General features: G+C 62.5%; 22 protein-coding genes and 1 riboswitch. Of the genes, 13 read left to right on the top strand and 9 right to left on the bottom strand.

Going from position 1 to position 25,668, the window contains the following annotated elements:
• Positions 1-3: 3 nt before the first annotated feature.
• From IB277_RS07495 to IB277_RS07485, 3 genes are read right to left on the bottom strand one after another with little or no spacing between them, the layout of a single operon-like run.
• Positions 4-831: a ferritin-like domain-containing protein gene (locus IB277_RS07495; protein ID WP_034794364.1), complete on the bottom strand. Its 828-nt coding sequence runs from the start codon at positions 829-831 to the stop codon at positions 4-6.
• Between the two features lie 8 nt (positions 832-839).
• On the bottom strand, positions 840-1,307 hold the full coding sequence (locus IB277_RS07490; protein WP_090293840.1) for a peroxiredoxin: 468 nt from the start codon (positions 1,305-1,307) through the stop codon (positions 840-842).
• A 55-nt stretch (positions 1,308-1,362) separates the two neighbouring features.
• On the bottom strand, positions 1,363-1,590 hold the full coding sequence (locus tag IB277_RS07485) for a hypothetical protein (protein WP_143034188.1): 228 nt from the start codon (positions 1,588-1,590) through the stop codon (positions 1,363-1,365).
• Between the two features lie 128 nt (positions 1,591-1,718).
• Between IB277_RS07485 and IB277_RS07480 the strand changes: the two genes are divergently transcribed.
• Positions 1,719-5,111: a DUF3971 domain-containing protein gene (locus IB277_RS07480; protein ID WP_090294410.1), complete on the top strand. Its 3,393-nt coding sequence runs from the start codon at positions 1,719-1,721 to the stop codon at positions 5,109-5,111.
• Positions 5,112-5,261: 150 nt separating this feature from the next.
• Here IB277_RS07480 and tyrS read toward each other — a convergent pair whose 3' ends face one another.
• Positions 5,262-6,515 (bottom strand): tyrosine--tRNA ligase, encoded by a 1,254-nt coding sequence (tyrS, locus tag IB277_RS07475; RefSeq protein ID WP_034794357.1) that lies wholly within the window; start codon positions 6,513-6,515, stop codon positions 5,262-5,264.
• 100 nt (positions 6,516-6,615) lie between these two features.
• Between tyrS and IB277_RS07470 the strand changes: the two genes are divergently transcribed.
• On the top strand, positions 6,616-7,779 hold the full coding sequence (locus IB277_RS07470) for an anhydro-N-acetylmuramic acid kinase (RefSeq protein WP_090293838.1): 1,164 nt from the start codon (positions 6,616-6,618) through the stop codon (positions 7,777-7,779).
• Positions 7,780-7,873: 94 nt separating this feature from the next.
• Positions 7,874-9,073, top strand: coding sequence for a diguanylate cyclase (locus tag IB277_RS07465; RefSeq protein WP_060585115.1), 1,200 nt, complete (start codon positions 7,874-7,876; stop codon positions 9,071-9,073).
• An 11-nt stretch (positions 9,074-9,084) separates the two neighbouring features.
• Here the strand turns inward: IB277_RS07465 and IB277_RS07460 are convergent, their stop codons facing one another.
• Both IB277_RS07460 and IB277_RS07455 read right to left on the bottom strand, forming a co-directional pair.
• Positions 9,085-9,903, bottom strand: a complete 819-nt coding sequence (locus IB277_RS07460; protein ID WP_110819180.1) for an alpha/beta fold hydrolase — start codon at positions 9,901-9,903, stop codon at positions 9,085-9,087.
• 205 nt (positions 9,904-10,108) lie between these two features.
• Positions 10,109-10,786, bottom strand: coding sequence for an alpha/beta hydrolase (locus IB277_RS07455; protein ID WP_034794344.1), 678 nt, complete (start codon positions 10,784-10,786; stop codon positions 10,109-10,111).
• Positions 10,787-11,010: 224 nt separating this feature from the next.
• Between IB277_RS07455 and IB277_RS07450 the strand changes: the two genes are divergently transcribed.
• The 9 genes from IB277_RS07450 (at position 11,011) to IB277_RS07410 (ending at position 20,280) form a co-directional block, all read left to right on the top strand.
• Positions 11,011-12,177 (top strand): cysteine desulfurase family protein, encoded by a 1,167-nt coding sequence (locus IB277_RS07450; RefSeq protein WP_060520764.1) that lies wholly within the window; start codon positions 11,011-11,013, stop codon positions 12,175-12,177.
• A 149-nt stretch (positions 12,178-12,326) separates the two neighbouring features.
• On the top strand, positions 12,327-13,796 hold the full coding sequence (gene sufB / locus IB277_RS07445; RefSeq protein ID WP_060520765.1) for a Fe-S cluster assembly protein SufB: 1,470 nt from the start codon (positions 12,327-12,329) through the stop codon (positions 13,794-13,796).
• A gap of 80 nt (positions 13,797-13,876) precedes the next feature.
• On the top strand, positions 13,877-14,632 hold the full coding sequence (gene sufC / locus IB277_RS07440) for a Fe-S cluster assembly ATPase SufC (protein WP_034794631.1): 756 nt from the start codon (positions 13,877-13,879) through the stop codon (positions 14,630-14,632).
• Between the two features lie 22 nt (positions 14,633-14,654).
• Positions 14,655-15,935 (top strand): Fe-S cluster assembly protein SufD, encoded by a 1,281-nt coding sequence (sufD, locus tag IB277_RS07435; RefSeq protein WP_034794325.1) that lies wholly within the window; start codon positions 14,655-14,657, stop codon positions 15,933-15,935.
• 129 nt (positions 15,936-16,064) lie between these two features.
• Positions 16,065-17,306: a cysteine desulfurase gene (locus IB277_RS07430; RefSeq protein WP_090293835.1), complete on the top strand. Its 1,242-nt coding sequence runs from the start codon at positions 16,065-16,067 to the stop codon at positions 17,304-17,306.
• 69 nt (positions 17,307-17,375) lie between these two features.
• Positions 17,376-17,756 (top strand): SUF system Fe-S cluster assembly protein, encoded by a 381-nt coding sequence (locus tag IB277_RS07425; RefSeq protein ID WP_034794321.1) that lies wholly within the window; start codon positions 17,376-17,378, stop codon positions 17,754-17,756.
• A 93-nt stretch (positions 17,757-17,849) separates the two neighbouring features.
• Positions 17,850-18,242 (top strand): Fe-S cluster assembly scaffold SufA, encoded by a 393-nt coding sequence (gene sufA, locus IB277_RS07420; protein WP_034794319.1) that lies wholly within the window; start codon positions 17,850-17,852, stop codon positions 18,240-18,242.
• Between the two features lie 92 nt (positions 18,243-18,334).
• Positions 18,335-19,840 carry an ATP-binding protein gene (locus IB277_RS07415; RefSeq protein WP_090293834.1) on the top strand — a complete coding sequence of 502 codons (1,506 nt, stop codon included), beginning with the start codon at positions 18,335-18,337 and terminating at the stop codon, positions 19,838-19,840.
• A gap of 11 nt (positions 19,841-19,851) precedes the next feature.
• Positions 19,852-20,280: a response regulator gene (locus IB277_RS07410; RefSeq protein ID WP_127889067.1), complete on the top strand. Its 429-nt coding sequence runs from the start codon at positions 19,852-19,854 to the stop codon at positions 20,278-20,280.
• Between the two features lie 142 nt (positions 20,281-20,422).
• On the opposite strand, the gene gcvP is transcribed toward IB277_RS07410, so the two are convergent.
• Genes gcvP through gcvT form a run of 3 tightly spaced genes read right to left on the bottom strand, consistent with a single transcriptional unit; the run spans position 20,423 to position 24,805 of the window.
• On the bottom strand, positions 20,423-23,287 hold the full coding sequence (gene gcvP / locus IB277_RS07405) for an aminomethyl-transferring glycine dehydrogenase (protein ID WP_090293832.1): 2,865 nt from the start codon (positions 23,285-23,287) through the stop codon (positions 20,423-20,425).
• Positions 23,287-23,649, bottom strand: coding sequence for a glycine cleavage system protein GcvH (gcvH, locus tag IB277_RS07400; protein WP_034794310.1), 363 nt, complete (start codon positions 23,647-23,649; stop codon positions 23,287-23,289). The genes gcvP and gcvH overlap by 1 nt, the downstream gene beginning before the upstream one ends.
• A 16-nt stretch (positions 23,650-23,665) precedes the next feature.
• Positions 23,666-24,805, bottom strand: coding sequence for a glycine cleavage system aminomethyltransferase GcvT (gene gcvT, locus IB277_RS07395; RefSeq protein ID WP_060520768.1), 1,140 nt, complete (start codon positions 24,803-24,805; stop codon positions 23,666-23,668).
• A 141-nt stretch (positions 24,806-24,946) separates the two neighbouring features.
• Positions 24,947-25,034: riboswitch (glycine riboswitch) on the bottom strand.
• A 162-nt stretch (positions 25,035-25,196) separates the two neighbouring features.
• On the opposite strand from gcvT, the gene IB277_RS07390 reads away from it, so the two are divergent.
• The gene (locus IB277_RS07390) at positions 25,197-25,586 is read left to right on the top strand and encodes a hypothetical protein (RefSeq protein ID WP_090293831.1); all 390 of its coding nucleotides are present in this window, start codon (positions 25,197-25,199) and stop codon (positions 25,584-25,586) included.
• Positions 25,587-25,668: the final 82 nt, after the last annotated feature.

Here is a 25,668-nt window from a genome sequence, read left to right as displayed (position 1 = left end):
CCGCTATCGATTGGTCGAAGCGGTCATCGAGCGGTAGAACGACGGCGTCAGGCCGGCCTCGGCGCGGGCGATATCGTTGAACGGCGCCTTCAGGGGACCGCGGAAATTGGCGCGCACCAGCTGCTGGAAGGTCGCTGCCGGGTCCTTCTTCTCGCGGGCGCAGAGAAAGCGGAACCATTTGGCGCCAACGGCGACGTGGCCCTTCTCGTCCTCGTAGATGACGTCGAGCACGGCCGCACTCTCGAAGTCGCCGGTTTCGCGCATCTTGGCCTGAAGCGCTGGCGTCACGTCGAGACCGCGCGCTTCGAGAATGAGCGGCACGACGGCGAGCCGCGCCGTCAGGTCGTTGCGCGTATCGTGCGCCGCCTGCCAGAGGCCGTCATGGGCAGGCAGGTCGCCATAGTCGGCGCCGAGGTCGTTCAGGCGCTGGCGGACCATGCGGAAGTGCTTCGCCTCTTCGAAGGCGACACGCATCCAGCCGTCGAAGAAGGAATTGGGCACCGGCTCGGTTGCAAAGCGGGCGACGATATCAAGGGCGAGATCGACGGCGTTCAATTCGATATGGGCGATGGAGTGCAGAAGTGCGATTCGGCCCTTCAGCGAACCGAGAGACCGGCGCTTGACCTGCGTCGGTGGCGTCAGCACCGGCTTGTCCGGTCGGCCCGGGCGCACCGGCACCGGCCGGTCGAGCGGCGAGCGCAGCGACAGCGTGCGGCGCTGCCAGCGCCGGGCGGCTTCCTGCGCGAGCGCCGTCTTGACCTCGAGGTCGGCGGCGCGGATCGCTTCGACTGCACCGCCCCGGAGGCTGTGGAACACGGGCAACTCGGTCATCGGCGCCCTCAGATCGCCTTTGCGGCGTCAAGGACCTCGCGGGCGTGGCCGTCCACCTTCACCTTTTCCCAAACCCTGACGACGACGCCGTCGGCGCCGATCAGGAAGGTGCTGCGCTCGACCCCCATGTACTTGCGCCCGTACATCATCTTCTCGACCCAGACGCCATAGGCTTCGACGACCGATTTCTCCTCGTCGGCAGCGAGCGGCACCGTCAGGTTGTGCTTCTTGGCGAAGCGGTCGTGCTTCTTCACCGAATCGGGCGAAAGCCCGATCAGGGCTATGCCGGCTGCGGCGAATTCGTCGGCAAGTTCCGAAAACGAGATCGCCTCAAGCGTGCAGGCCTGCGTATCGTCCTTCGGATAGAAGAACAGAACAACCGGGCGGCCGCGCAGGGCCGAGAGCGAAATCGTACCGCCGCCGTCACGCGGCAGGGTGAAGTCGGGAGCGACATCTCCGGGACCGGGTCTTGCCATGATTAAACCTTCCTTCCGCCAAGTTTTGCAGACAATCGCGCGCTACTGCATGTTTTCATTGGTCTTTGCCGACCAGAGGGCAAAACGTGCAGTGCTCAAGGTAGTCGAGCGACATTTGCGCGCCACAAGGCGCGCGGCGCTCTTGGGCATAGCGAAAATCGTCGACTGCCGTCCAGCGCATTTGTGCTAGATTCGACAGGTTTCGGACGGCATGGGCCGCTACGAAACGTTGCAGTCGCCTGCGCGCGCGAATTCCATCGCAGGTGGTCGCTTTCCACAGCATGGTCCCGCGTCCCTTGGTGACTCGGCACGATGACATGTGGTCTACAAGAAGCGAGAAGTGGTCGCCCCGAAATGACAGAGACGGAGGGCGACGACGAAGCTCGTATCGTATGGAGGACGCCCGCGCTGATGAGTGAGATCCGCGGCGAAAAAGTCGGCTTTCGCAAGAAAGACATCGTCGCGTTGCATGCGTTGCCTTCGGCGCAGGCGCACGAACCCATGATCGTGCACGCGCCGCGCAAGAACAAAGCCGCGCGCTTCTGTGCCAAGATCGCACTGCTGACATCGCTGCTCGCGCTTTCCATCGCGGCGATCCTCATTGTCGTCATCGAAAGCGGGGTGATGGACAGCACGCTTAACGCGCGCGCCCGCACCGCACTCAATGCAGCGCTCGGCGATGCCTACCGCGTAGAGGTCGGCAGCACTGTGGTGCGCATGACCGCGAGCGGCGCGATTGCGCTCAGAGCCCGCGAAGTGGCGCTCAGCGAAGCGTCCTCAGGCCAGCCGGTCGCCAAGCTCCGCGCGATCTCGATCGCGCTCGACCCGCTGGCGTTGATGACCGGACGCATCGCCGTCTCCAACCTCGAAGCGGAAGGCGGCGATTTCGATTCCGGGTTGCTGCCGCGCGGCGAACCGCTCGATCTCACCAAGATCCGCATTGCCGACGTTGGCGATACGCTGGAGGCAATCTTCTCCCACGTCGACCGCATATCGCAGATGGCGGCCGGCCGCGGCAGCCAGAAGGTCACGCTGTCGGATTTCAGCTTCTCCGTCATCGGCTCCCGCGATCGCGTCGTGCCCGTCGTCGCCAACGCGCTCGAGTTCAACCGTGACGCCGGCGGCTCGATGAGCGTCAAGGGCAGCGTCACCGTCGACGGGGTGGACGTCGATCTCAGCGCCGACGCCCTTGGCGACAAGGGGCACATGACCGGCTTCGAAGCGTCGATCACCAATCTGCCGCTCGCACCGTTCTTCTACCACGGTAAAGTCGGCTCGGAGCCGCCCTTCGGCGTCGTCGCATCGGCCGGGCTGTCGCTGAAGGCGACACGGGCCGCGGGCAATGCGAAACCGGATCTGCGCGTGACCGTGCGCACGTCCAAGGGCGAGTTCCACGCAGGCAACCTCGTCTCGACGCTCAATGCCTCGCAAATGGACGTCGCCTATGACTTCGAGCGCTCGTCCGTCGAAATTCTGCCGTCGGCCGTCAAGATCGGCCGTTCGACCTTTCCGTTTACCGGAGCGATTATCGACCTCGACAAGATTGCCGGCGCAACGGAGAAGGGGTTTGCCATCGACCTCCTGCTCAAGAACGCAAGCTCCGCCCCGGAAGACGTCGCCGACGCGCCACTGATCTTCGATGCCAAGGCAAATGGCCGGTTTGTGTCGGACAAGCGCCAACTGATCTTCGACCAGCTCGCCGTGTCGACCCCGCTCGGTTCGATGTTCGGATCGCTTTCCGTCGCCTTCGGCAAGACATCACCGCAGATCAGCTTCGCCTCGGTCAGCGATCGCATGGAGGCGACCGCCGTCAAGCAATTGTGGCCGTGGTGGTTGGCCAAGGGCGCGCGGCGCTGGGCGATCGCCAACCTCTTCGGCGGCACGGTCACCAATGCCCGCATCGAAGTATCGGTCGCCGAGGGGCGGATCGCCACCAACGAAGGCGAGCTCAAGCTCAACGAGCAGGAGCTCAATATCAACTTCGATATCGACGACACGCGCATCAACATCACCGGCGAGATACCCCCGCTGCGCGACACCTCCGGCAAGTTCAAGCTGAGCGGCCAGCGCATGACAGCCGAGATCGAGAAGGGGACCGCCTTCTTCCCGTCTGGACGCGCGGTCGCGCTCAACGGCGGCGACTTCATCCTTCCCGACGTCTACACGAAACCACTGATGGCGGAGATGAAGATCGAGGTTGGCGGCGATGCCGATGCGATCGCCGAGCTCGTGAGCTACAAGCCGATTCAGGCGCTACAAAAGACCCCGCTGCTGCCGGAAGATTTCAGCGGTCCTCTGACCGCCGTCGTGGGCGCCCGTTTCGGCCTGATCTCGGATCAGAAGCCGCCGAAGCCGCTCTATCAGGTACAGATGCAGCTCGATAAGGTCACCGTCCAGAAGGCCATGTTCGGGCGCGCCGTAGAGGATCTCGTCGGTACATTTCGGGTCGATAATCAGCAGGCGGTCCTCGATGCGGATGCCCGTATCGAAGGCGCGAAGGTCAAGGTCGCGCTGACGGAACCGGTCGATTCCGGTTCGACCGTCAAGCGTTCGCGCGAGATTTCGGGCTCGCTGGAGCAGGGTGTTTGGCAGAAACTGATACCTGGGCTTTCTCGGATCGTTTCCGGACCGATCACGATCGACGTTGCAATCGACGAGGCGAGCCGGCAGACGGCAGAGATCGACCTCACGAAAGCCCAGCTCTCGCTTCCCTGGATCGGCTGGAGCAAGGGCGTCGGGATTCCGGCCGAGGCGCAGTTCACGTCCTCGATGGACGGCAAGATCGCAACAATCAGCAATTTCGCGGTTGCCGGCGACGGCTTTGGTGCGCGCGGCAAGCTGCAGATCGACGATGGCGGTCTGCTCTCGGCGGATCTCGACAATGTCCGCCTGGCGCAGGGCGACGACTTCAAGGTCTCCATCGACCGCACCAGGGGCGGCTACACGGCGTCGCTCAGCGGCGCTGCAGCCGATATCAGGCCGATCCTGGCCCAATTGAAGACCGGAAGCGACCAGAACCAGGGTGGTGGCGACGACATTGCCATCAAGGCCCAGCTCGATCGCGTCACCGGTTTCAATGGCGAATCGCTCTCGAACGTCAATCTGGTCTACGGCGAGCGCGGACGTCAGATCGAGGACGTCAACCTCTCGGCCGTGACGAGCAGCGGTCAGGCGCTGGTTGCCCGGCTCGCCAAGGCCGGTGCCGACAACACGCTAGAGCTGACTACGGGAGATGCCGGCGCGCTGGCGCGGTTTGCCGACATCTACCAGAACATGCGCGGCGGCCTGCTCAATCTCAAACTGCGTGACCGTGGCGGGCGCTCCTGGCGGGGCAGCGTCGATATCCGAAAGTTCCAGCTCGTCGGCGAGCAGCGCCTGCAATCGATGGTGTCGACGCCCACCGGTGCCGACGGCCGAAGCCTGAACCAGGCCGTGCGCCGTGACATCGACGTCAGCTCGGCCCGCTTCGAACGCGGCTTCGCGCAACTGGCGCTCGACCGTGGCGCGATCCGCGTCGAGGGCGGCGTGCTGCGCGGCACCGATGTCGGCGCGACCTTCCAGGGAACGGTGCGCGACAACAATGGCATCATGGACATGACTGGCACTTTCATGCCGGCCTATGGGCTGAACCGCATCTTCGGCGAACTGCCGCTGATCGGCGTGCTGCTCGGCAACGGCCGCGACCGCGGCCTGCTCGGCATCACCTTCAAGCTCAACGGCCCGTTCAACCAGCCGAAGCTGACGATCAATCCTTTGTCGATCATCGCGCCGGGCGTCTTCCGCAGCATCTTCGAGTTCCAATGAAGAAGGCCGACGCACTGCATGTCCTTAAATCGTCGCCGATTTAAGGACAAAACATGCAGCACTTCAAAGTTCTACAGCGACCTTTGCGCGTCTTAACAGACGCGCGGCGCTGTCGGGCCGGCCCTTCAAATTCTTGAGTGGCGCTCCGGTTCAGGCCGGGCGCACCAGAATGTGCTTCTTCTTGCCGAGCGACAGCTTGACGACATTGTCGGCGGTCACGTCGCCGGTGCCGATGATCCGACGCTCGTCGCTGACGGCCTCGTCGTTGATCCTGACGGCACCGCCCTGGACATGGCGACGCGCCTCGCCGTTGGAAGCGGCAAGACCGGCGCGTACGATCAGCGTCAGCAGGCCGAGGCCGGCTTCAAGCTCAGCCGTCGGGATCTCGACCGAAGGCAGGTCGGCGGCAAGCGCGCCTTCCTCGAAAGTCTTCCGAGCGGTCTCCGCCGCCTGCTCGGCGGCCGGTCGGCCGTGCAGCATGGCGGTGATCTCGGTTGCCAGGATCTTCTTGACCTCGTTGATCTCAGAGCCGCCAAGCTCGGAGAGCCGATCGATCTCGGCCATAGGCAGGGTCGTGTAGAGCTTCAGGAAGCGGGTGACGTCCGCATCCTCGGTGTTGCGCCAGTACTGCCAGAAGTCATAGGCCGACAGCATGTCCGGGTTCAGCCAGATGGCGCCGTTGACCGACTTGCCCATCTTTGCGCCCGACGAGGTGGTCAGAAGCGGCGAGGTCAGGGCATAGAGCTGCTCGGTGCCCATGCGGTGGCCGAGGTCGATGCCGTTGATGATGTTGCCCCACTGGTCCGAGCCGCCCATCTGCAGGCGGCAGCCGGTGCGCTTGTGCAGCTCGACGAAGTCGTAGGCCTGCAGGATCATGTAGTTGAATTCGAGGAAGGACAGCGACTGCTCGCGATCAAGCCGCGTCTTGACGCTGTCGAAGGACAGCATGCGGTTGACCGAGAAATGACGGCCGACGTCGCGCAGGAATTCGAGGTAGTTGATGCCGAGCAGCCAGTCGGCGTTGTTGATCATCAACGCGTCCTTGGGGCCTTCGCCATAGCTGAGGTAGTTGGAGAACACCGTCTTGATGCTGGCGATGTTGGCGTCGATCGTCGCCGGCGTCATCAGCTGGCGAGCCTCGTCCTTGAAGGACGGGTCGCCGACCATGCCGGTGCCGCCGCCCATCAGCGAGATCGGCCGGTGGCCGGTCGCCTGCATCCAGTGCAGCATCATGATCTGGATCAGGCCGCCGGCATGCAGGCTCGGCGCCGTCGGGTCGAAGCCGATATAGGCCGTCACGGTTTCCTTCCGGAACAGTTCGTCCAGGCCAGTCTCGTCGGAGATCTGGTGGATGAAGCCACGCTCGCTGAGGGTGTGAAGGAAATCGGACTTGAAACCGGACATGATCTGTCTCTCTTGCGGGGGGAGTTTTTGAACGAACGGGCGTTTAGCACTGTTTTTGCGCATAATCACTTCAAAAGTGATTCTGGAAATATTGACCCGCATGACACAGACAAGAACCGCAATCGGCCTGATGAGTGGCACGAGCATGGACGGCATCGACGTGGCCCTGTTGCGAACCGACGGGGAGACCGTCGTCGAGCGCGGACCATCTGCCAGCTTTCCCTACGACGCGCAATTTCGGGATCGTTTGAAGCAGGGACTGGTTGAAGCGAAGGCGATCACGCAACGTGACCAAAGGCCGGGCGCCCTTGATGCGCTTGAGCGCGACCTGACGCTGCGACACGCAGAAGCGGTCAAGACCTTCCTCAAACAGAACAACCTGTCGGCGGCTGATATCGACGTGCTCGGCTTTCACGGACAGACCGTGCTGCACCGCCCGGACGAGGCCCTGACGGTGCAGATCGGCGACGGCGCGCTCCTTGCCGGAGAAACGGGCATCGATGTCGTCTACGACATGCGCGCCAACGACATGGAACATGGAGGGCAGGGCGCGCCGCTGATCCCCGCCTACCACGCGGCACTGGCGCGAGGCGCGGCCGGCCTTCCAGCACCGGTTGTCTTCGTCAACATCGGCGGCATTTCCAACCTGACCTTCATCGGCGAAGGCGAGACGCTCATTGCCTATGACAGCGGTCCCGGCAACACGCTGATCGACCAGTGGGTCGAAGCGCATGCCGGCATTCCCTTCGACCAGGGCGGCATGATCGCCAGCGAGGGAACGGTGCTGCCGGCGCTTGCCGAACGCTATCTCACCAATGCCTTCTTCTCCGCGGCCACGCGCCGCTCTCTGGACCGGAGCGATTTTGCACCGCCGGCCGGAAGCGATGCGAGCCTTGCCGACGGCGCACGTACGCTTGCCCATGTCACGGCGGCAGCGATCATCAAATCGGCGGGGCACTTGCCACAGCGGCCAGTCACCTATGTCGTCTGCGGCGGCGGCCGGCTCAATCCGGTGATCATGCGTGACCTCGCTTCGCTTGCCGAAGTAGAGGGCGCGACAGTGCTTGCGGCGGAGGCGGTGGGCTTCAACGGCGATTCGATGGAGGCCGAGGCCTGGGCCTACCTCGCCGTGCGTGCCTTGCGAGGCCTGCCGCTTACCTATCCGGGTACGACGGGCGTGCGGCAACCGGTCAGCGGCGGCCGGCGCGCGGAACTTGAAGTTGATCTCGCGTTTCGCCATAAGTCCGTCATCCCAACGGATTAATCAAATTTTCGCAACAGCGAATTAGGATCTCAGCCGCTGCCACTGGAGGTGGCGAGGAGCGGCTTGGTGCCGCACGAGGGTTTCGGGTTCGTCGATGGGTGGTGCGATTTCTCTGCTGGCCGTGAATTTCATCATCGCGCAGATCTTCACGGCCGCATTTCTCATCATTGCCGCAAAGAGCCGGCAGCGGCGTGCGGCGCTCTGGTGCGCTGCCGGATTTGCCGTCGCCTCGCTTGCAGCCGTCTGCGAAACGATCGTTCCCTTTTCCTCGACCCCGCGGCTCTTTGCCGTCAGCGCCTTTGCCTGCGTGCTCGGCGGCTTCTGTCTTCTGCGTTTTGGCCTCGGCCTTTTCTATCAAGTGCCGGTGCGCGTGCCGTTGCTCGGCGCCTTCTTCGTCGCCGGCGTTTCCCTGGACCTGGCGATCTACGACCTGCCGAGAGGCACCTGGGAGCATGCGATCCCGTACCAGGCGCCCTTTGTCGTGATCCAGGCGTGGACGGCATCGGTCGTCCTTCGCTCCGGCCGTCGCACCTTCTTTGACTGGCTGTTGTTCGGCCTGCTGGCGCTCTCGGCCGCCTACTACCTCGTAAAGATCTATGCCGCGGTCGTCGCAGGCTCGGGCGTAACGGCCCAGGACTATGTTTCCAGCCCGTTTGCGCTCATCTCGCAGGCGCTCGGTGCGATCCTCATCGTCGGCGCCGGCCTTGCCATGCTCGGCGTGATGGTCAAGGAGATTGTCGACGACGCGCAGGCGCGCTCGGAAATCGACCTGCTCTCCGGCCTCTACAATCGCCGTGGCTTCATCGAACGGGTCATGCCGCTCCTGCACGCCCGCACCACCCAGACGCCGGGAACAGTCATTCTCGCCGACCTCGATCGCTTCAAGTTGGTCAACGACACCTATGGCCACCTCACGGGCGACGAAGTCATTCGCCGATTCGCCCGGGTGCTGATGGACGTGATGCCCAACCGCGCCGTCGCCGGCCGTCTCGGCGGCGAAGAGTTCGCGGTGTTTCTGCCCTGCACGGATCTATCCGAAGCGCGCGTCGTCGCCCACGGCATGCGTGCGGCGATCATGTCCCAGCAGATCGGCGGACTTCCGGAAGCAGCAAGGGTGACGGCGAGCTTCGGCGTCACGGCCGTCGGCATCGGCGAGGCGCTCGATCCGGTGATACAGCGCGCCGACGAGGCGCTCTATACAGCCAAGGCCAACGGTCGCAACCGTGTCGAATGTGCCGAAGCACCGACCACGGTCGTCAACCCAAGCGTTCCACACTGGATCGGGCGGTCATAGACGACCGGCGTCTAGGCGATGCATTTCTCTCGGAGAAACCGGAGGATGTCTTCGGTGAACTGGTGCGGGTTCTGCAGTATCGAAAAATGGCTGACCTCAGGCTGGATCAACAGGCCGGCCCCCGGAATGTTGTCGGCGATGAACAGCGTGTCGTCCCGTTTGATGGCTTCCTCATGGTCGCCATCCACCACCCAGACAGGGACCCGGATTTTCTGAAGGTCGTCGGCCGTGATGTTCGGCTGCGAAGTCCACATCGCCATCATCTCGTCGAAGAAGCGCTTAAATCCCCCTGGCGTCGACGACAGCAGGGCGTACTCTTCGCCCGTTCGCGCGATATAGGCGTTGAAGACGACGCTCTTGGTAAAATCGTGTGTTCCGGATGGATTGCTGTTTGCCCCGAAGGAAAAGACACCGGCTATGAGATCGGGATGCCCCATCGCCAGCAGGAGCCCGATAATCGCGCCGTCGCTCCAACCGATGATGACCGCCTTTGGCAACCTCAGGTGAGCCATCAGTGCCATGACATCGCCTGCCATGAGATCATAGCTCATGCTCCCACTACCTCGGGAGCTGCGTCCGTGACCCCGGCTGTCCATCACGATGACCTGACAGGTTTTGGCGAGCTCCGTGACCTGAAGCCCCCAATAGTCGGAATTGCCTAGCCCGCCATGTAGCAAAATGACGGGAGCACCCGAACCATACACCGCGTGCCAGATCCTGGCGTCCGCGAGCTCGACAACACCCTCACGTCCGCCAGCCGGAAGCTGCGGAGTGGCGGGCAGGGTTAGCCACCTCGGCTCGCACGCCGACACATTCGACACCTGCGACATGGCTCCCTCCCGTGAATGCTGCTCGGCTCTGCCCCACCCAGACAGCCTAGACTTGCACTATACGCCGATCACACGGCGCTGAAACTCATCCTATCGGGTGAGAGTTTTTGCAGCCTTCGGGCGCACGACCATGGGGCGCATTTGTCCATAAAAAACGCCGCGCACCCGAAGGGGTACGCGGCGCTCCTGTACGTGGCCCGGGTTTTCAGCGAATACGCTTGGCGGCCGGCTCCGGTGTCAGTTCGCCGTTGAGGCGACGGTCGAGGTAGTCCTCGCATTCCGTCATCAGGCCTTCGACCTGGCCGTTGAAGAAGTGGTTGGCGCCGGGCACCGTCTTGTGGGTGATGAGAATGCCCTTCTGCGCCTTCAGCTTCTCGACGAGGCCGTTGACGTCCTTTTCCGGCGCAACCTTGTCGGAATCGCCGTTGATGATCAGACCCGAGGACGGGCAGGGCGCGAGGAACGAGAAGTCGTAGATGTTCGGCTGTGGCGCGACGGCCATGAATCCTTCGATTTCCGGGCGGCGCATCAGGAGCTGCATACCGATCCAGGCACCGAAGGAATAGCCGGCAACCCAGCAGCTCTTCGAATCCGGATGCAGGCTCTGCACCCAGTCGAGCGCGGATGCCGCATCCGAAAGCTCGCCGGCGCCGTGGTCGAATTCGCCCTGGCTGCGGCCGATGCCGCGGAAGTTGAACCGGAGCGTGGTGAAGCCGCGCTTCTGGAACATATAGAAGAGCTGGTAGACGATCTGGTTGTTCATCGTGCCGCCGAACTGCGGGTGCGGGTGCAGGATGATGGCGATCGGCGCGCTCTTCTGCTTCGAAGGCTGATAACGGCCTTCGAGGCGGCCGGCGGGTCCGTTGAAGATGATTTCGGGCATTGGCTCTCCGGGAGTGTTCCTGGTTCGAATCTTGGGTTCAGATCGCGATGAGTCTTGACGAAAGCAGTCAGCTTTTCTAAAACCTAGTTTAGAACCGTTCAAAACTTCTGTGCGGGCATTCCGCCTTGTGCTTCGTCTCATAAGGCAAGCGGCGCGGAAAATTCAAGGAAAATGCATCGCCAGAGGTTGCGGGCCTGTGACCTGTTGATCTAGCGAAGGAAATCATGTCGAGTTCGCGCATCTATATGGACTGGAACGCCACGGCGCCGCTTCTGCCCGAAGCGCGCGAGGCTTGCCTGTCGGCGCTCGACCTCCTTGGCAACCCTTCTTCCGTTCACGGAGAGGGCCGCGCGTTGCGCACGTTGATCGAAAACGCCCGTCGCGACGTGGCAGCGCTCTGCGGCGCCAAGCCTGGCAGCGTCATCTTTACCAGCGGCGCCACGGAAGCGGCCAACCTGGTGCTTACGCCCGATTTCCGCATGGGCCGCACGCCGCTGAAGATCGGCCGGCTCTATGCCTCGGCGATCGAGCACCCGGCCGTGCGCGAAGGCGGACGCTTTCCGCGCGAAGCCCTCAGCGAAATCCCGGTGATTTCAGACGGCGTCGTCGATCTCCCGGTGCTGAGGGAGCTGTTATCCGCGCATGATCGCCAGCTCGGCTTGCCGATGGTTGCCGTCATGCTGGTCAACAACGAGACGGGCATCATCCAGCCGATCGCCGCGATCGCCGAGATCGTTCGCGCCCATGGCGGCATTCTCGTCGTCGACGCGGTGCAGGCCGCCGGCCGCGTGCCGCTTTCGATTGAAGACCTCGCCGCCGATTTCCTGATCGTCTCCTCGCACAAGATCGGCGGCCCGAAGGGCGCCGGCGCGCTGGTGGCGCGCGGCGAGGTTATGATGCCCGCACCGCTGATCCGCGGCGGCGGACAGGAAAAGGGGCACCGTTCCGGGACTGAAAATCCGGTGGCGATTGCCGGCTTTGCAGCGGCCGCCCGGAAGGTCGGCGAAGATGTCGGCCAACGAATGGGCGTGGTCAGCGCGTTGCGCGACATGCTCGAAGGCGAGATGCTGGCCGCGGCAACCGACGTGGTTATTCACGGCCGCGACGTTTCGCGCGTTGGCAACACGATCTTCTTCACGCTTCCTGGCCTCAAGGCCGAGACCGGGCAGATTGCCTTCGATCTCGAAGGTGTGGCGTTGTCGGCGGGTTCCGCCTGCTCCTCGGGCAAGGTCGGGCAGAGCCACGTGCTGACGGCGATGGGTTACGATCCGCGCCAGGGCGCACTTCGAATCTCGATCGGCGAGGGCACGACACAGGCTGATATCGACCGTTGCGCCGCGGTCTTTGCAAAGGTAGCAGCAAGAAGACGAGCGCCCGGACAAGCAGCCTGAGCGGAACGACCGGACGAAATTGCGGAAAAGCAATTTTCCGCTTGGCAAACAGGGTGAAAAGCGCCTTTTAGCCATTACATAAGCGGTGTGCCAAACGCATCGTGTTGACAAGCTGCCGGACCTTGGATCCGGCAAGATTGGAGAACGACATGCCTGCCGTGCAGGAGACCATTGATCAGGTCCGTCAGATCGACGTTGACCAGTACAAATACGGTTTTGAGACGACCATCGAAGTCGAGAAGGCCCCGAAGGGTCTCTCGGAAGACATCATTCGCTTCATCTCCGAGAAGAAAAACGAGCCGGAATGGATGCTGGAATGGCGTCTTGAGGCCTATCGCCGCTGGCTGACGCTCGATGAGCCCACCTGGGCTCGTGTCAGCTATCCCAAGATCGACTTCAACGACATCTACTACTACGCGGCGCCGAAGGGCATCACGGGTCCGACGTCGCTTGAAGAGGTCGACCCCGAGATCCTCAAGGTCTACGAAAAGCTCGGCATTCCGCTGAAGGAACAGGAAATCCTGGCCGGCGTGCAGAAGTCGAAGATCGCCGTCGACGCCGTCTTCGACAGCGTCTCGGTCGTTACCACCTTCAAGGAAGAGCTGAAGAAGGCCGGCGTGATCTTCATGTCGATCTCCGAGGCGATCCGCGAGCACCCAGATCTCGTCAAGAAGTATCTCGGTTCCGTCGTTCCGACGACCGACAACTACTATGCGACGCTGAACTCCGCAGTCTTCACCGACGGCTCCTTCGTCTACGTGCCGAAGGGCGTTCGTTGCCCGATGGAACTGTCCACCTACTTCCGTATCAACGAGAAGAACACCGGCCAGTTCGAGCGCACGCTGATCATCTGCGAAGAGGGCGCCTACGTGTCCTATCTCGAAGGCTGCACCGCACCGCAGCGCGACGAGAACCAGCTTCATGCCGCCGTCGTCGAACTCGTTGCGCTCGATGACGCAGAGATCAAGTACTCGACGGTCCAGAACTGGTATCCGGGCGACAAGGAAGGCAAGGGCGGCATCTACAACTTCGTCACCAAGCGTGGCGATTGCCGTGGCAAGAACTCCAAGATCTCCTGGACGCAGGTCGAAACCGGTTCGGCGATCACCTGGAAGTATCCGTCCTGCATCCTGCGCGGCGACGGTTCGCGCGGCGAGTTCTACTCGATCGCGGTGTCCAACGGTCACCAGCAGATCGACAGTGGCACCAAGATGATCCACCTCGGCAAGAACACGTCGAGCCGCATCGTCTCCAAGGGTATTGCTGCCGGCGTCTCGGAAAACACCTATCGCGGCCAGGTTTCGGCCCACCGCAAGGCCGAGAATGCCCGCAACTTCACCCAGTGCGATTCGCTGCTGATCGGCGACAAGTGCGGCGCGCATACCGTTCCTTACATCGAGGCGAAGAACTCGACGGCACAGTTCGAGCACGAAGCCACGACGTCGAAGATTTCCGAGGACCAGCTGTTCTACTGCCTGCAGCGCGGCATCCCGACCGAAGCGGCGATCGCGCTGATCGTCAACGGCTTCGTCAAGGAAGTCATCCAGGAACTGCCGATGGAATTCGCCGTCGAAGCGCAGAAGCTGATCGGCATCTCGCTTGAAGGCTCGGTGGGCTAAGGCCCTGGACTGAAAATTGAATGGCGCGCACCGAGAGTTTGCGCGCGAACGAACGTTCGTTTCCCAAGAGGACGATAGAAATGCTTGAAATCAAGAACCTGCACGCCCGCATCGCCGAAGACGGCACCGAGATCATCCGTGGCCTGAACCTGACCGTGAAGGCCGGCGAAGTTGCCGCCATCATGGGCCCGAACGGCTCCGGCAAGTCGACGCTCTCCTACATCCTCTCGGGCCGCGAAGATTACGAAGTCACCGAAGGCGACATCCTCTACAACGGCGAAAGCATCCTGGAACTCGACGCGTCCGAGCGTGCGGCCAAGGGCATCTTCCTTGCCTTCCAGTACCCGGTCGAAATCCCGGGCGTTGCCACCATGCAGTTCCTGAAGGTGGCGATGAACGAACAGCGCAAGTATCGCGGTGAAGACGAGCTGACGACGCCGGAATTCATGCGCCGCGTCAAGGAAGCCGCTGCCGAGCTGAAGATCGCACCGGAAATGCTGCGTCGCCCGCTCAACGTCGGCTTCTCCGGCGGTGAGAAGAAGCGCGCCGAAATCCTGCAGATGTCGCTGCTCCAGCCGAAGCTTTGCGTGCTCGACGAAACCGACTCCGGCCTCGACATCGATGCGCTGAAGATCGTCGCCGACGGCGTCAACGCCCTGCGTTCGCCGGATCGCGCCGTCGTCGTCATCACCCACTACCAGCGCCTGCTCGACTACATCGTGCCGGACACCGTACACGTCCTCTACAAGGGCCAGGTGATCAAGTCGGGCGACAAGACGCTGGCGCACGAACTCGAAGCCAACGGCTACGCGGATATCATCGAGGCCGCAGCTTAGAGCCTGTTGAAGGAGTGTTCGAATGAATATGCAACAGGCAATCAAGATGACGGCGGCCGAGACGGCGCTCGTCGACGCCTATACCGCGCAGATCGGCGATCTGCCGGGTGACGGTTCGGTGCTTTCGGTTCGCGACACGCTGGTGCACGAACTGAGGACTGCGGGTCTGCCGACCCGCCGTGTCGAATCCTGGCACTACACCGACCTGCGCACGCTGCTGCGCGCGGTGCCGGCTACCGATCCGACGGCTTTTGCCGATCGCGTCGACGCGCTGGTTCCGGGCTCGACGGTGTTTTCGGTCCGAAACGGCCAGGCCGAGGTCAAGGGCAACCTTCCCGAGGGCGTGACGGTCCGCTCCTATGTCGACAGCCTGCTCGACGGTTCGGCCACGGCTGGCCTCGCTGTGCTCGGCTTTGACGACGCGATCGGCCGCATCAACGGCGGTCTCGTGCGCGGCGGTCTCGAAATCGCCGTCGGCGATGATGCAACGGTCGAAAATCCACTGGAAATTCAGCTGGTACAGAGTGTCGGCCAGGCGCATACGCGCTTCCCGGTGACGTTCGGCGCCAACGCCAAGGCAACCGTGATCGAGCGGCATCTGTCGACCAAAGACGGCGAGAGCTTCGTCTCCTCCGTTAGCGACATTACGCTCGCCGACGGTGCCGATGTCATCTGGATCATCCTGCAGCAGCAGGGCGCTGCCGATACCCATCTCGGCCAGATCCGCTTCGACCTCGGCAAGAATGCCAAGCTGCATCTCTTCGTGATCAACGCCGGCGGCAAGCTGGTGCGCCAGGAGATTCATGGCAAGACGAGCGGCGAGGGTGCGGATTTCAAACTGCGCGGCATCAACCTGCTCGGCGGCGAGAGCCACACGGACGTGACCTTCACGCTCGGCCACAACGTACCGCACACCACGTCGACGGAGATCATCCGCAACGTCGTGTTCGATCGTGCCAAGGGCGTGTTCCAGGGCAAGATCCTGGTTGCCAAGGACGCGCAGAAGACCGACGCGAAGATGGCATGCAACACGCTGCTTCTGTCCGACGACGCCGATCTCTCGGCGAAGCCTGAGCTGGAGATCTTCGCCGACGACGTGCAGTGCGGGCACGGTGCGACGGTTGCCGATATCGACCACACGCAGCTCTTCTACCTGATGGCGCGCGGTGTTCCGGAAAACAAGGCTCGGGCCATGCTCGTCAATGCCTTTGTTGCCGAGATCGTCGAAGAGCTGGAAGATGACGAGGCGCTGGTCGAGGCGCTGGAAGAGGTCATCTCGACCTGGCTCGACAAGCACGCCTGACGGGCTGTCTGCGTAATTCCTTAAATCGGCGTCGATTTGGGGTAAAATTGCGCAGGACTTCAACATGTTGCAGTGCGCTTAGCGCGTTCTCAGGGACGCGCGGCGACGTGGCGAAATTGGATTGAAGACATGGAACACTCTGTACCGGTGCCCGCCTACGACGTCGAAACGATCCGCAAGGATTTTCCGATCCTGTCGAAAACCGTCTACGGCAAGCCGCTCGTCTATCTCGACAACGGCGCATCGGCACAGAAGCCACAGGTCGTGATCGATGCGATCTCTCATGCCTATTCCAACGAATACGCCAACGTCCATCGCGGCCTGCATTACCTGTCGAATGCCGCGACGGAAGCCTATGAGGCGGCACGCGAAAAGGTGCGCCGCTTCCTCAATGCCCCATCGGTCGACAACGTCATCTTCACCAAGTCCTCGACCGAGGCGATCAACACGGTCGCCTATGGCTACGGCATGCCGAAGCTTGGCGAGGGTGACGAGATCGTACTGTCGATCATGGAGCACCACTCCAACATCGTTCCCTGGCATTTCATCCGCGAACGCCAGGGCGCCAAGCTCGTCTGGATCCCGGTCGATGACGACGGCGCGTTGCACGTCGAAGATTTCGTCAAGTGCCTGACGGACAAGACCAAGCTCATCGCCATCACCCATATGTCGAATGCGCTCGGAACCGTCGTTCCGGTCAAGGAAATCTGCCGCATCGCCCGCGAGCGCGGGATTCCGGTTCTGGTCGATGGCAGCCAGGGCGCCGTGCACATGCCGGTCGATGTCCAGGACATCGACTGCGACTGGTATGTGATGACCGGCCACAAGCTCTACGGCCCCTCCGGTGTCGGTGTGCTCTACGGCAAGACGGACCGGCTGAAGGAGATGCGACCGTTCCTCGGCGGCGGTGAGATGATCGAGGTGGTGACCGAGGATTATGTTACCTACAACGATCCGCCGCACCGGTTCGAGGCCGGCACGCCCCCGATCGTGCAGGCAATCGGCCTTGGCTATGCGCTCGATTACATGGACAAGCTTGGTCGTGCAGCGATCCAGGCGCATGAAGCCGATCTGACGGCCTATGCGCGCGAGCGCCTCTCGTCGGTCAATTCGCTGCGGGTCTTCGGCAACACGCCCGACAAGGGCAGCATTTTCGCCTTCGAGCTTGCCGGCATTCATTCGCACGATGTGTCGATGGTGATCGACCGTGCCGGTGTCGCTGTTCGCGCCGGTACCCATTGCGCCCAGCCGCTCTTGAAACGTTTCGGCGTGACCTCCACATGCCGTGCATCCTTCGGGCTCTACAACACACGGGCCGAGGTCGATGCGCTGGTCGACGCGCTGGAGCATGCACGAAAGTTCTTCGCCTAAGAAGTTTGTAAAAGGTTCAGGGATTTATCCCAATCTGCTGAACCACTAGAGAAAGTCCAGGAGGCCGACATGAGCCTTGATGCAACGGAAGAAAAGGTCGACGTCCGCGAGGGCATCGTGCATTCGGCGATCCCAACCGAAGAGATTGCGCGCCTCAGCGACGACATCATCGCGGCGCTGAAGACCGTCTACGACCCGGAAATCCCGGCCGACATCTTCGAACTCGGTCTCATCTACAAGATCGACATCGAAGACGACCGCATGGTCAAGATCGACATGACGCTGACAGCACCCGGCTGCCCGGTGGCGGGCGAGATGCCGGGCTGGGTCGAGAACGCCGTCGGCGCCGTCGAGGGCGTCTCAGGTGTGGAGGTCAAAATGACCTTCGATCCGCCGTGGACGCCGGACCGCATGTCAGAGGAAGCACAGGTCGCCGTCGGGTGGTACTGAGCCTCGCGTATTGATCCGTTAAGGCACGGATACTACATTTGATTCTGTAAGGCGCCGGGCCTTTACCCCGGTGACGACAAGGAGAATGAGCCCATGGGCTTTGCCGTGATGAGCCTGACCGATGCCGCTGCCGGCCGAGTGCGTGCGATCGTCGAGAATTCCGGCGCCGATGCCAAGGGCATTCGCGTCGGCATCAAGAAGGGTGGCTGCGCCGGCATGGAATATGCCGTCGATCTCGTGACCGAGCCGAACCCCAAGGACGACCTGATCGAGCATCAGGGCGCCAAGGTCTGGATTGCGCCGGAAGCCGTGCTCTATCTGCTCGGCACGCAGATGGATTTCGAAGTGACGACGCTGCGCTCCGGATTCACCTTCCACAATCCCAACCAGACATCCGCCTGCGGATGTGGCGAATCGGTCGAGCTGAAGCCGGCCGATCTGGCCGCACTTGCGGCACAGGGTGACGCCGTAGTGCGCGCCAACTGAGTTTTACCATTCCTTCAATTGAATAGGTCGGCCCGGTTTTCGCCGGGCCTTTTTTCTGCTGAGATACACATCTATGGAATAGGGAGAGGGACATGGCGGCGTTGAACGAAGATCTCGTCTTCAAGGCGCTCTACGAAACGTTTCCCGATCCCGTGATCATCATCGACGCCGAGCGTATCATCCGTTCCGCGAACAATGCAGCACTTCGCCAGTTCGGTTATCCGTCCGCGGAGTTCATCGACAGATCCGTGCGCCTGATCTACGCGACCGATGCGGAATATGCCAAGCGCCTGCAGAACCGGGCGGCGCGCGTGGACGAAACCGCCCCCCGGACTTCGAACTATCTTTATATCAGGCGTGACGGATCGACATTTTCCGGGCATCTGCGCACCACGCCCCTGATCAACGACCAAGGCGAGGAACTGGCGCTTATCGGTATCATCAGAGACGTTTCGGACCTGACCGAAGCGGTGAGCGAACGGCAGAAGGCTTCCGAGATGCTGAATGCAGCCCTCGAAGCAATGCCTGAAGGCTTTGCCATCTTCGACAGGGAGGAACGGCTGGTCGTCTATAACAGGGCCTATCAGGCGATCTGCGGGCCTGCCGGTCCGGCACTCAAGCCCGGCATCACCGCCGAGGAAATCCTGCTCTTGGCGCGCCAGGGCGGTCACTACCCGGACGCCTTGCCGGGCACGCGCGAAGGCAACGAATGGATCGCCTCGCGTCTGCGCGATTTCCGCTATCCGGACGGAAAGCCGAAGATCCACCGCTATGCCGACGACCGCTGGCTGAGAGTGGAGAACATCAAGGCCAAGGATGGCAACACGGTCGTCGCGCGTGTCGATGTCACGGATCTGAAGCGCGCCGAGCTCGCGCTCGAGCGGCAACGGCAGGAACTGGAACACAAGAACGAGGCACTCGCTCAGTTCACCGCCACCGTTTCCCACGATCTCAAGGCGCCGCTTCGGCACATCTCGATGTTCTCCGAGATGATCGAAGACGACCTCAAGGCAGGCAATCAGACCGAACTTGCGGAAAATGCCCGGCACCTGCGCGACAGCGTCCGGCGGATGAACCGCGTGGTCGACAGCCTGCTCGACTATGCGCAGATCGCGCATCGCATCACCGACTGGACCCAGGTGCGGCTGAGCGACGTCGTCTCGGAGACGTTGACGATTCTCGCCGGTGACGCAAACGACGCAAACGCAACCTTCGAGGTAGGCCCACTGCCGGAACTGGAAGGGGATCCCGAGCTGCTGCGCCGCCTGGTCCAGAACCTCGTCGGCAATGCGATCAAGTACCGGCACGCCGACCGCCCTCCGGTCATCCGCATCCACGGCAGCGTTTTGCACCAAACGGTGGAACTGGTCGTAGAGGACAACGGAATCGGCATCGATCCGCGGTTTGCGACGCGCATCTTCGAAGTGTTCCAGCGGCTGCACAAGGATGAGACGGTCTATGGCGGCACGGGAATCGGCTTGTCGCTCGCCAAACGCATCGCCGAAAGCCATGGCGGTTCGATCTGCCTTGACACGAGCTTCCGAGAAGGCGCACGTTTCATCGTGTTGCTTCCGAGGTGGCTGAGGAAGGCGAAGTAGGGCGGAACAAGGTGACCTCGACGCCAAAGCGATTGCTCTTGGTGGAAGACGACGCGCACGATGCGCGTTTCGTGATGCGCGCCTTTGCCCAGATCGACAAATCGATCGAACTCGTCCTGGTGACCGACGCGGACGAGGCCGTGGAACAGCTCTCCAGCGGGCACTTCGACTACATGCTGATGGATATCAAGCTGCCCGGCAGCGATGGGATCGAGCTCCTAAGGCGCGTGCGCAAGAGCCGTGCCACTGCGCTCATCCCGATCATCGTGCTGACGTCCTCGATCAATCCGGCCGACGTGCTTCACTGCTACGGTGCCGGCGCCAATGCCTATGCGGCAAAGCCGTCTTCGGTCATCGAATATCGTCGCTTCGCCGAAGCGTTCATTCGCTTCTGGGTCGAAAGCACAATCCTGCCACCGGGCATGAGCGCGCGCCGATAGGCCAGCTGTCTTCACGCGATCGATAGTACACGCCACGTTTTTTTGGGGAATGGGGTCGAGCGCACAGGCGCGCATCCGTCCGGGCGCAGCCGCGCCGGAGAAAACAACCGGCGGAGCATTGCTGCTCCGCCGGTCGATGTCGTTACTCTGCGGCTTCCGCGTAGCTTTCGAGCGGCGGGCAGGTGCAGACGAGGTTGCGGTCACCGAAGACGTTGTCGACACGATTGACCGGCGACCAGTACTTGTCGACCCGGAAGGCGCCCGGCGGGTAGCAGGCCTGCTCGCGCGAATAGGGGCGATCCCATTCGCCGACCAGGTCTTCGACCGTGTGCGGAGCGTTCTTCAGCGGGTTATTGGTCTTGTCCATGCGACCTTCCTCGATCGCACGGGCTTCCTCGCGGATGGCAAGCATTGCCTCGCAGAATCGGTCGATCTCGGCCTTGGTTTCCGATTCGGTCGGCTCGATCATTAAAGTTCCGGCAACCGGCCAGCTCATGGTCGGGGCGTGAAAACCGCAGTCGATCAGGCGCTTGGCGACGTCGTCAACAGTCACGCCGGCGCTTTCGACCAGCGGACGGGTGTCGATGATGCATTCATGCGCGACACGCCCCTTCGACGACTTGTAGAGCACCTCGTAGGCGCCCTTGAGCCTTGCTGCGATGTAGTTGGCGTTGAGGATCGCCACCTTCGTCGCCTGGGTCAGGCCTTCGCCGCCCATCATCAGGCAGTAGCTCCAGGAGATCGGCAGGATCGAGGCCGAACCGAAGGGAGCAGCCGAAACCGCGCCGTCCTGGCCGTCCGTTTCCGGGTGGCCGGGCAGGTATGGCGCCAAATGCGCCTTGACGCCGATCGGGCCCATGCCGGGACCGCCGCCGCCATGCGGAATGCAGAAGGTCTTGTGCAGGTTGAGATGGCTGACGTCGGAACCGATGTCGCCGGGGCGGGCAAGGCCGACCATGGCGTTCATGTTGGCGCCGTCCATGTAGACCTGGCCGCCGTGCTTGTGCACGATTTCGCAGACCTCGCGCACATTCTCCTCGAACACACCGTGCGTCGAAGGATAGGTGATCATGCAGCACGAGAGATTTTCGGCATACTGCTCGGCTTTCGCACGGAAATCTTCCATGTCGATGTCGCCGTTTTCGCTGACCTTGATGACGACCACCTTCATGCCGGCCATCTGGGCCGACGCAGGGTTGGTGCCGTGCGCCGAGGTCGGGATCAGGCAGACGTCGCGATGGGCGTTGCCCTGCGCAAGGTGGTATGCACGGATTGTCAGGAGACCGGCATATTCGCCCTGTGCACCGGAGTTCGGCTGCATGGAGATCGCGTCATAGCCGGTGACGGCGCAGAGCTTCTCCGACAGGTCTTCGATCATGTGCTGGTAGCCAGCCGCCTGATCCTTCGGCACGAAGGGATGGATCTCCGAGAATTCCGGCCAGGTGATCGGCAGCATCTCGGCGGTCGCGTTCAGCTTCATCGTGCACGAGCCGAGCGGGATCATCGCCCGATCGAGCGCCAGGTCGCGGTCCGACAGACGGCGGATGTAGCGCGTCATCTCGCTTTCGGCGCGGTTCATGTGGAAGATCGGGTGCATCAGGTATTCGCTGGTGCGCAGCAGCGGCTGCGGCAGGCGGTAACCCGGCTCGAACTCTTCCACCTTGAAGTCGCCACCGAAGGCGCGCCAGACGGCTTCGAGCGTGACGGGGCGCGAGCGCTCGTCGAGGCTGATGCCGATCTTGGTCTCGCCGATCTTGCGCAGGTTCACTTCCTCGGCGACCGCGGTCTTGAGGATGATGCCCTGCAGCTTGCCGACTTCGACGGTGATCGTGTCGAAAAACACATCGGGCTCGACCGTGTAGCCGAGCTTTTCGAGGCCCATGGCGAGACGAACGGTCTTCTGGTGAACGCTCTGGGCGATCGCCTTGATGCCCTTCGGTCCATGGAAGACGGCGTACATCGAGGCCATGACGGCGAGCAGAACCTGCGCGGTGCAGATGTTCGACGTCGCCTTTTCGCGGCGGATGTGCTGTTCGCGGGTCTGCAGCGACAGGCGATAGGCGCGGTTGCCGCGCGCGTCGACCGAGACGCCGACGAGACGGCCGGGCATCGAGCGCTTGTGTGCATCCTTGACGGCCATATAGGCCGCATGCGGCCCCCCATAGCCGACCGGAACGCCGAAGCGCTGGGTGCAGCCGATGGCGATATCGGCGCCCATTTCGCCAGGCGACTTCAGAAGCGCCAGCGCCAGCGGATCGGCGGCAACGGTCGCGATCGCGCCAGTCTGGTGCAGGCGGGCAATCAGGCCCGTGAAGTCGTTCACATGGCCGTAGGTGCCCGGATACTGGAAGATCGCGCCGAAGACGTCGACCGGATCGAGATCGGTGAAGGGATTGCCGATGACGATCTGCCAGCCGAGCGGCTCGGCGCGGGTCTTCAGAAGCGCGATCGTCTGCGGATGGCAATTTTCGTCGACGAAGAAGGACTTGGCCTTCGACTTCGAAACGCGCTCGGCCATCGCCATCGCTTCAGCGGCTGCGGTCGCTTCATCGAGAAGCGACGCGTTGGCAACGTCGAGGCCAGTCAGGTCGCAGACCATGGTCTGGTAGTTGAGCAGCGCTTCGAGGCGGCCCTGGCTGATTTCCGGCTGGTAGGGCGTATAGGCCGTGTACCAGGCCGGGTTTTCCAGGATGTTGCGCTGGATGACCGGCGGCGTGATCGTGCCGTAGTAGCCTTGGCCGATCAGCGACACGAGCTTCTGGTTGCGGTTGGCCGTTTCGCGCATCTTGTCGAGCGCCTCGCGCTCGGTCATCGGCGCGCCCCAGGCAAGCGGCGTTTTCTGGCGGATCGAAGGCGGCACGGTGTCGTCGATCAGCGCATCGAGCGTCGGGTAACCGACGACCTTCAGCATCTCGTCCATTTCGGCCGGCGACGGGCCGATATGACGCCGATTGGCGAAGTCATACGGCTTGTAGTCCGTAAAGGTGAAATCCTTGGGCATGCTCATCAGGCGACGAGCTCCTTGTAGGCCGCTTCCTCGAGGAGGGCATCGGCATCGCTGGGGTTGGCAAGCTTCAGCTTGAAGAACCAGGCAGCACCCTGCGGGTCGCTGTTGACGAGCGACGGGTCGTCGACGATCGCCTGGTTCACTTCGACGATTTCGCCGTCAAGCGGACAATAGACGTCAGAAGCTGCCTTGACGGATTCGACGGTGGCGGCGCTATCGCCCTTGGCAAAGTTCGAGCCGGTTTCCGGCAGTTCAACGAAGACGAGATCGCCGAGCTGGCCGGCGGCATGCTCGGTGATGCCGACGGTTGCGACACCAGCTTCGATCTTCAGCCACTCGTGTTCCTCAGTGAACTTCAACATGTGCGCTCTCTCCTGATCAGCGTTTGTAGGTTTGTTTGACGAAGGGAAGGGCGGCGACCGCCACCGGCAGGTACTTGCCGCGCACTTCCGCAAAAAGGGTGGTGCCGTTCTCGATATGGCCGGCATCGACATAGCCCATGGCGACCGGGCCATCGACCGAGGGGCCGAAGCCACCCGAGGTCACCTGGCCGACCGGGGTCTTGCCCTCGGCATCGGCAAAGAGGTTAGCGCCGCCGCGAACCGGCGCGCGTCCCTCGGGCTTCAGGCCGACGCGGCGGCGCGAGGCGCCAGCGGCGAACTGGCCGAGGATACGATCGGCACCGGGGAAACCACCTTCGCGGGCGCCACCGGCGCGGCGCGCCTTCTGCAGTGCCCATTCGAGCGCCCCTTCGACCGGGGTCGTGGTGGTGTCGATGTCGTTGCCATAGAGACAAAGACCGGCTTCAAGGCGCAGCGAATCGCGGGCGCCAAGGCCGATCGGCTTCACATCGGGATGTTCGAGCAGGCGCTGGGTAACATCGACGGCGGAGGCAACGGGAATGGAGATCTCGAAACCGTCTTCGCCGGTATAGCCCGAGCGGGAAATGATGCAGGTGACGTCATGCAGGTCGGCTTCGGCGACGTCCATGAAGCGCATGGCGGAGACATCAGCCCAGAGTTCTCCGAGCACGGCTTCGGCGTGCGGGCCCTGAAGCGCGATCAGCGCGCGATCGTCGAGCATCGTCACGTCGCAGGTATCGGAGAGACCGGCCTTCAGGAGCTCGAAGTCGGCGTCCTTGCAGGCAGCGTTGACGACGAGGAAGAGATGGTCGCCGCGGTTGGTGATCATCAGGTCGTCGAGGATGCCGCCTTCGGCATTGGTGAAGAGGCCATAACGCTGGCGGCCCTCGGCAAGGCCGAGCACATCGACCGGCACCAGCTTTTCGAGCGCCAGGGCCGCGTCCTCGATCTTGCCGGACTTCGGCCGAACGATGACCTGGCCCATATGCGATACATCGAAGAGACCGGCAGCAACACGGGTGTGCTGGTGTTCCTTCATCACGCCATCGGGGTACTGCACCGGCATGTCGTAACCGGCAAAGGGTACCATGCGCGCGCCCAGCGAAAGGTGCAGCGCATGCAGCGGCGTCTGTTTCAAATGAGGATTGTTTTCCAAATCCGGCCTCCAGGTCTGGCGCTCCCGCGCCGGCTCACACTTCCGGCGTCAATCGCCGTCGATTCGAGCCCCCTCTGTCCCTTTGCCTGAGATTGTTATCCCTTCGGCGAGCGTAAAAACGCTTCTCTCCAGAGTCCTACCGGCACCTTGCTGGTCCTTTGGCCTGAGAGTTTCCGGGGCGGTTGCTCCTTCGGCACCGGAGCGAACCGGCTTCTCCCAACAAGATCGTCTCCAGATAACGGCGAAGGCCAGAGCTTGGCAAGGGGGCGGTGTCGCGCTGAAACACATTTTTGTCGCATGACCAAAAGACGCAGCCGGGCAGGGTGCGGCAATTCTGCCTTTGCATTCTTCTCCGGTTGAGGATAACCCAAGACAGATACCGGGGATAACCATGACAGGGCGCGACGGAAAATTCGGGATAGCAGTGCGGCTGATCGCCGTCTTTGCGCTCGTTTTCCTGACCTTTGCCCACAAGCCGCTCAGCGCCAAGACGCTCAGCCCGGCCGAAATTTCCGCCTATCAGCTGCCTGACGGAACGATCGCCGAAATCTGCTTCGGCATGGATGGCGTCGACCATGAAAGCGGCAAGGGCCAAGCGATGGCCCCGGTCTGCGAGGCCTGCCGTCTTTCGGGCTCTATCCTGCTGCCGGCTCCGCCAACCGAGAGCGTTCGCGCCGAAACGGGCGCCTGGCAGGTTTCGACAGTTGTCGCTGAATACGCGACGCCCCATCCGCATCTGCGGTTGCTGCCGCCTTCGCGCGGGCCTCCGGCGCGTTCGTAACTCTCCTCTCGCATCCCAATACAATTTGCCGCGTTCAAGCGGCTTGGACCACCGGACACCGGGCAAAGCCCGGCGCGTGGTC

This window comes from Ensifer sp. ENS07 (genome assembly GCF_014852185.1).
GTDB classification, from domain to species: domain Bacteria; phylum Pseudomonadota; class Alphaproteobacteria; order Rhizobiales; family Rhizobiaceae; genus Ensifer; species Ensifer adhaerens.
Note: the sequence above shows the minus strand (reverse complement) of the source record. Positions and strands in the feature narration are given on the sequence as shown.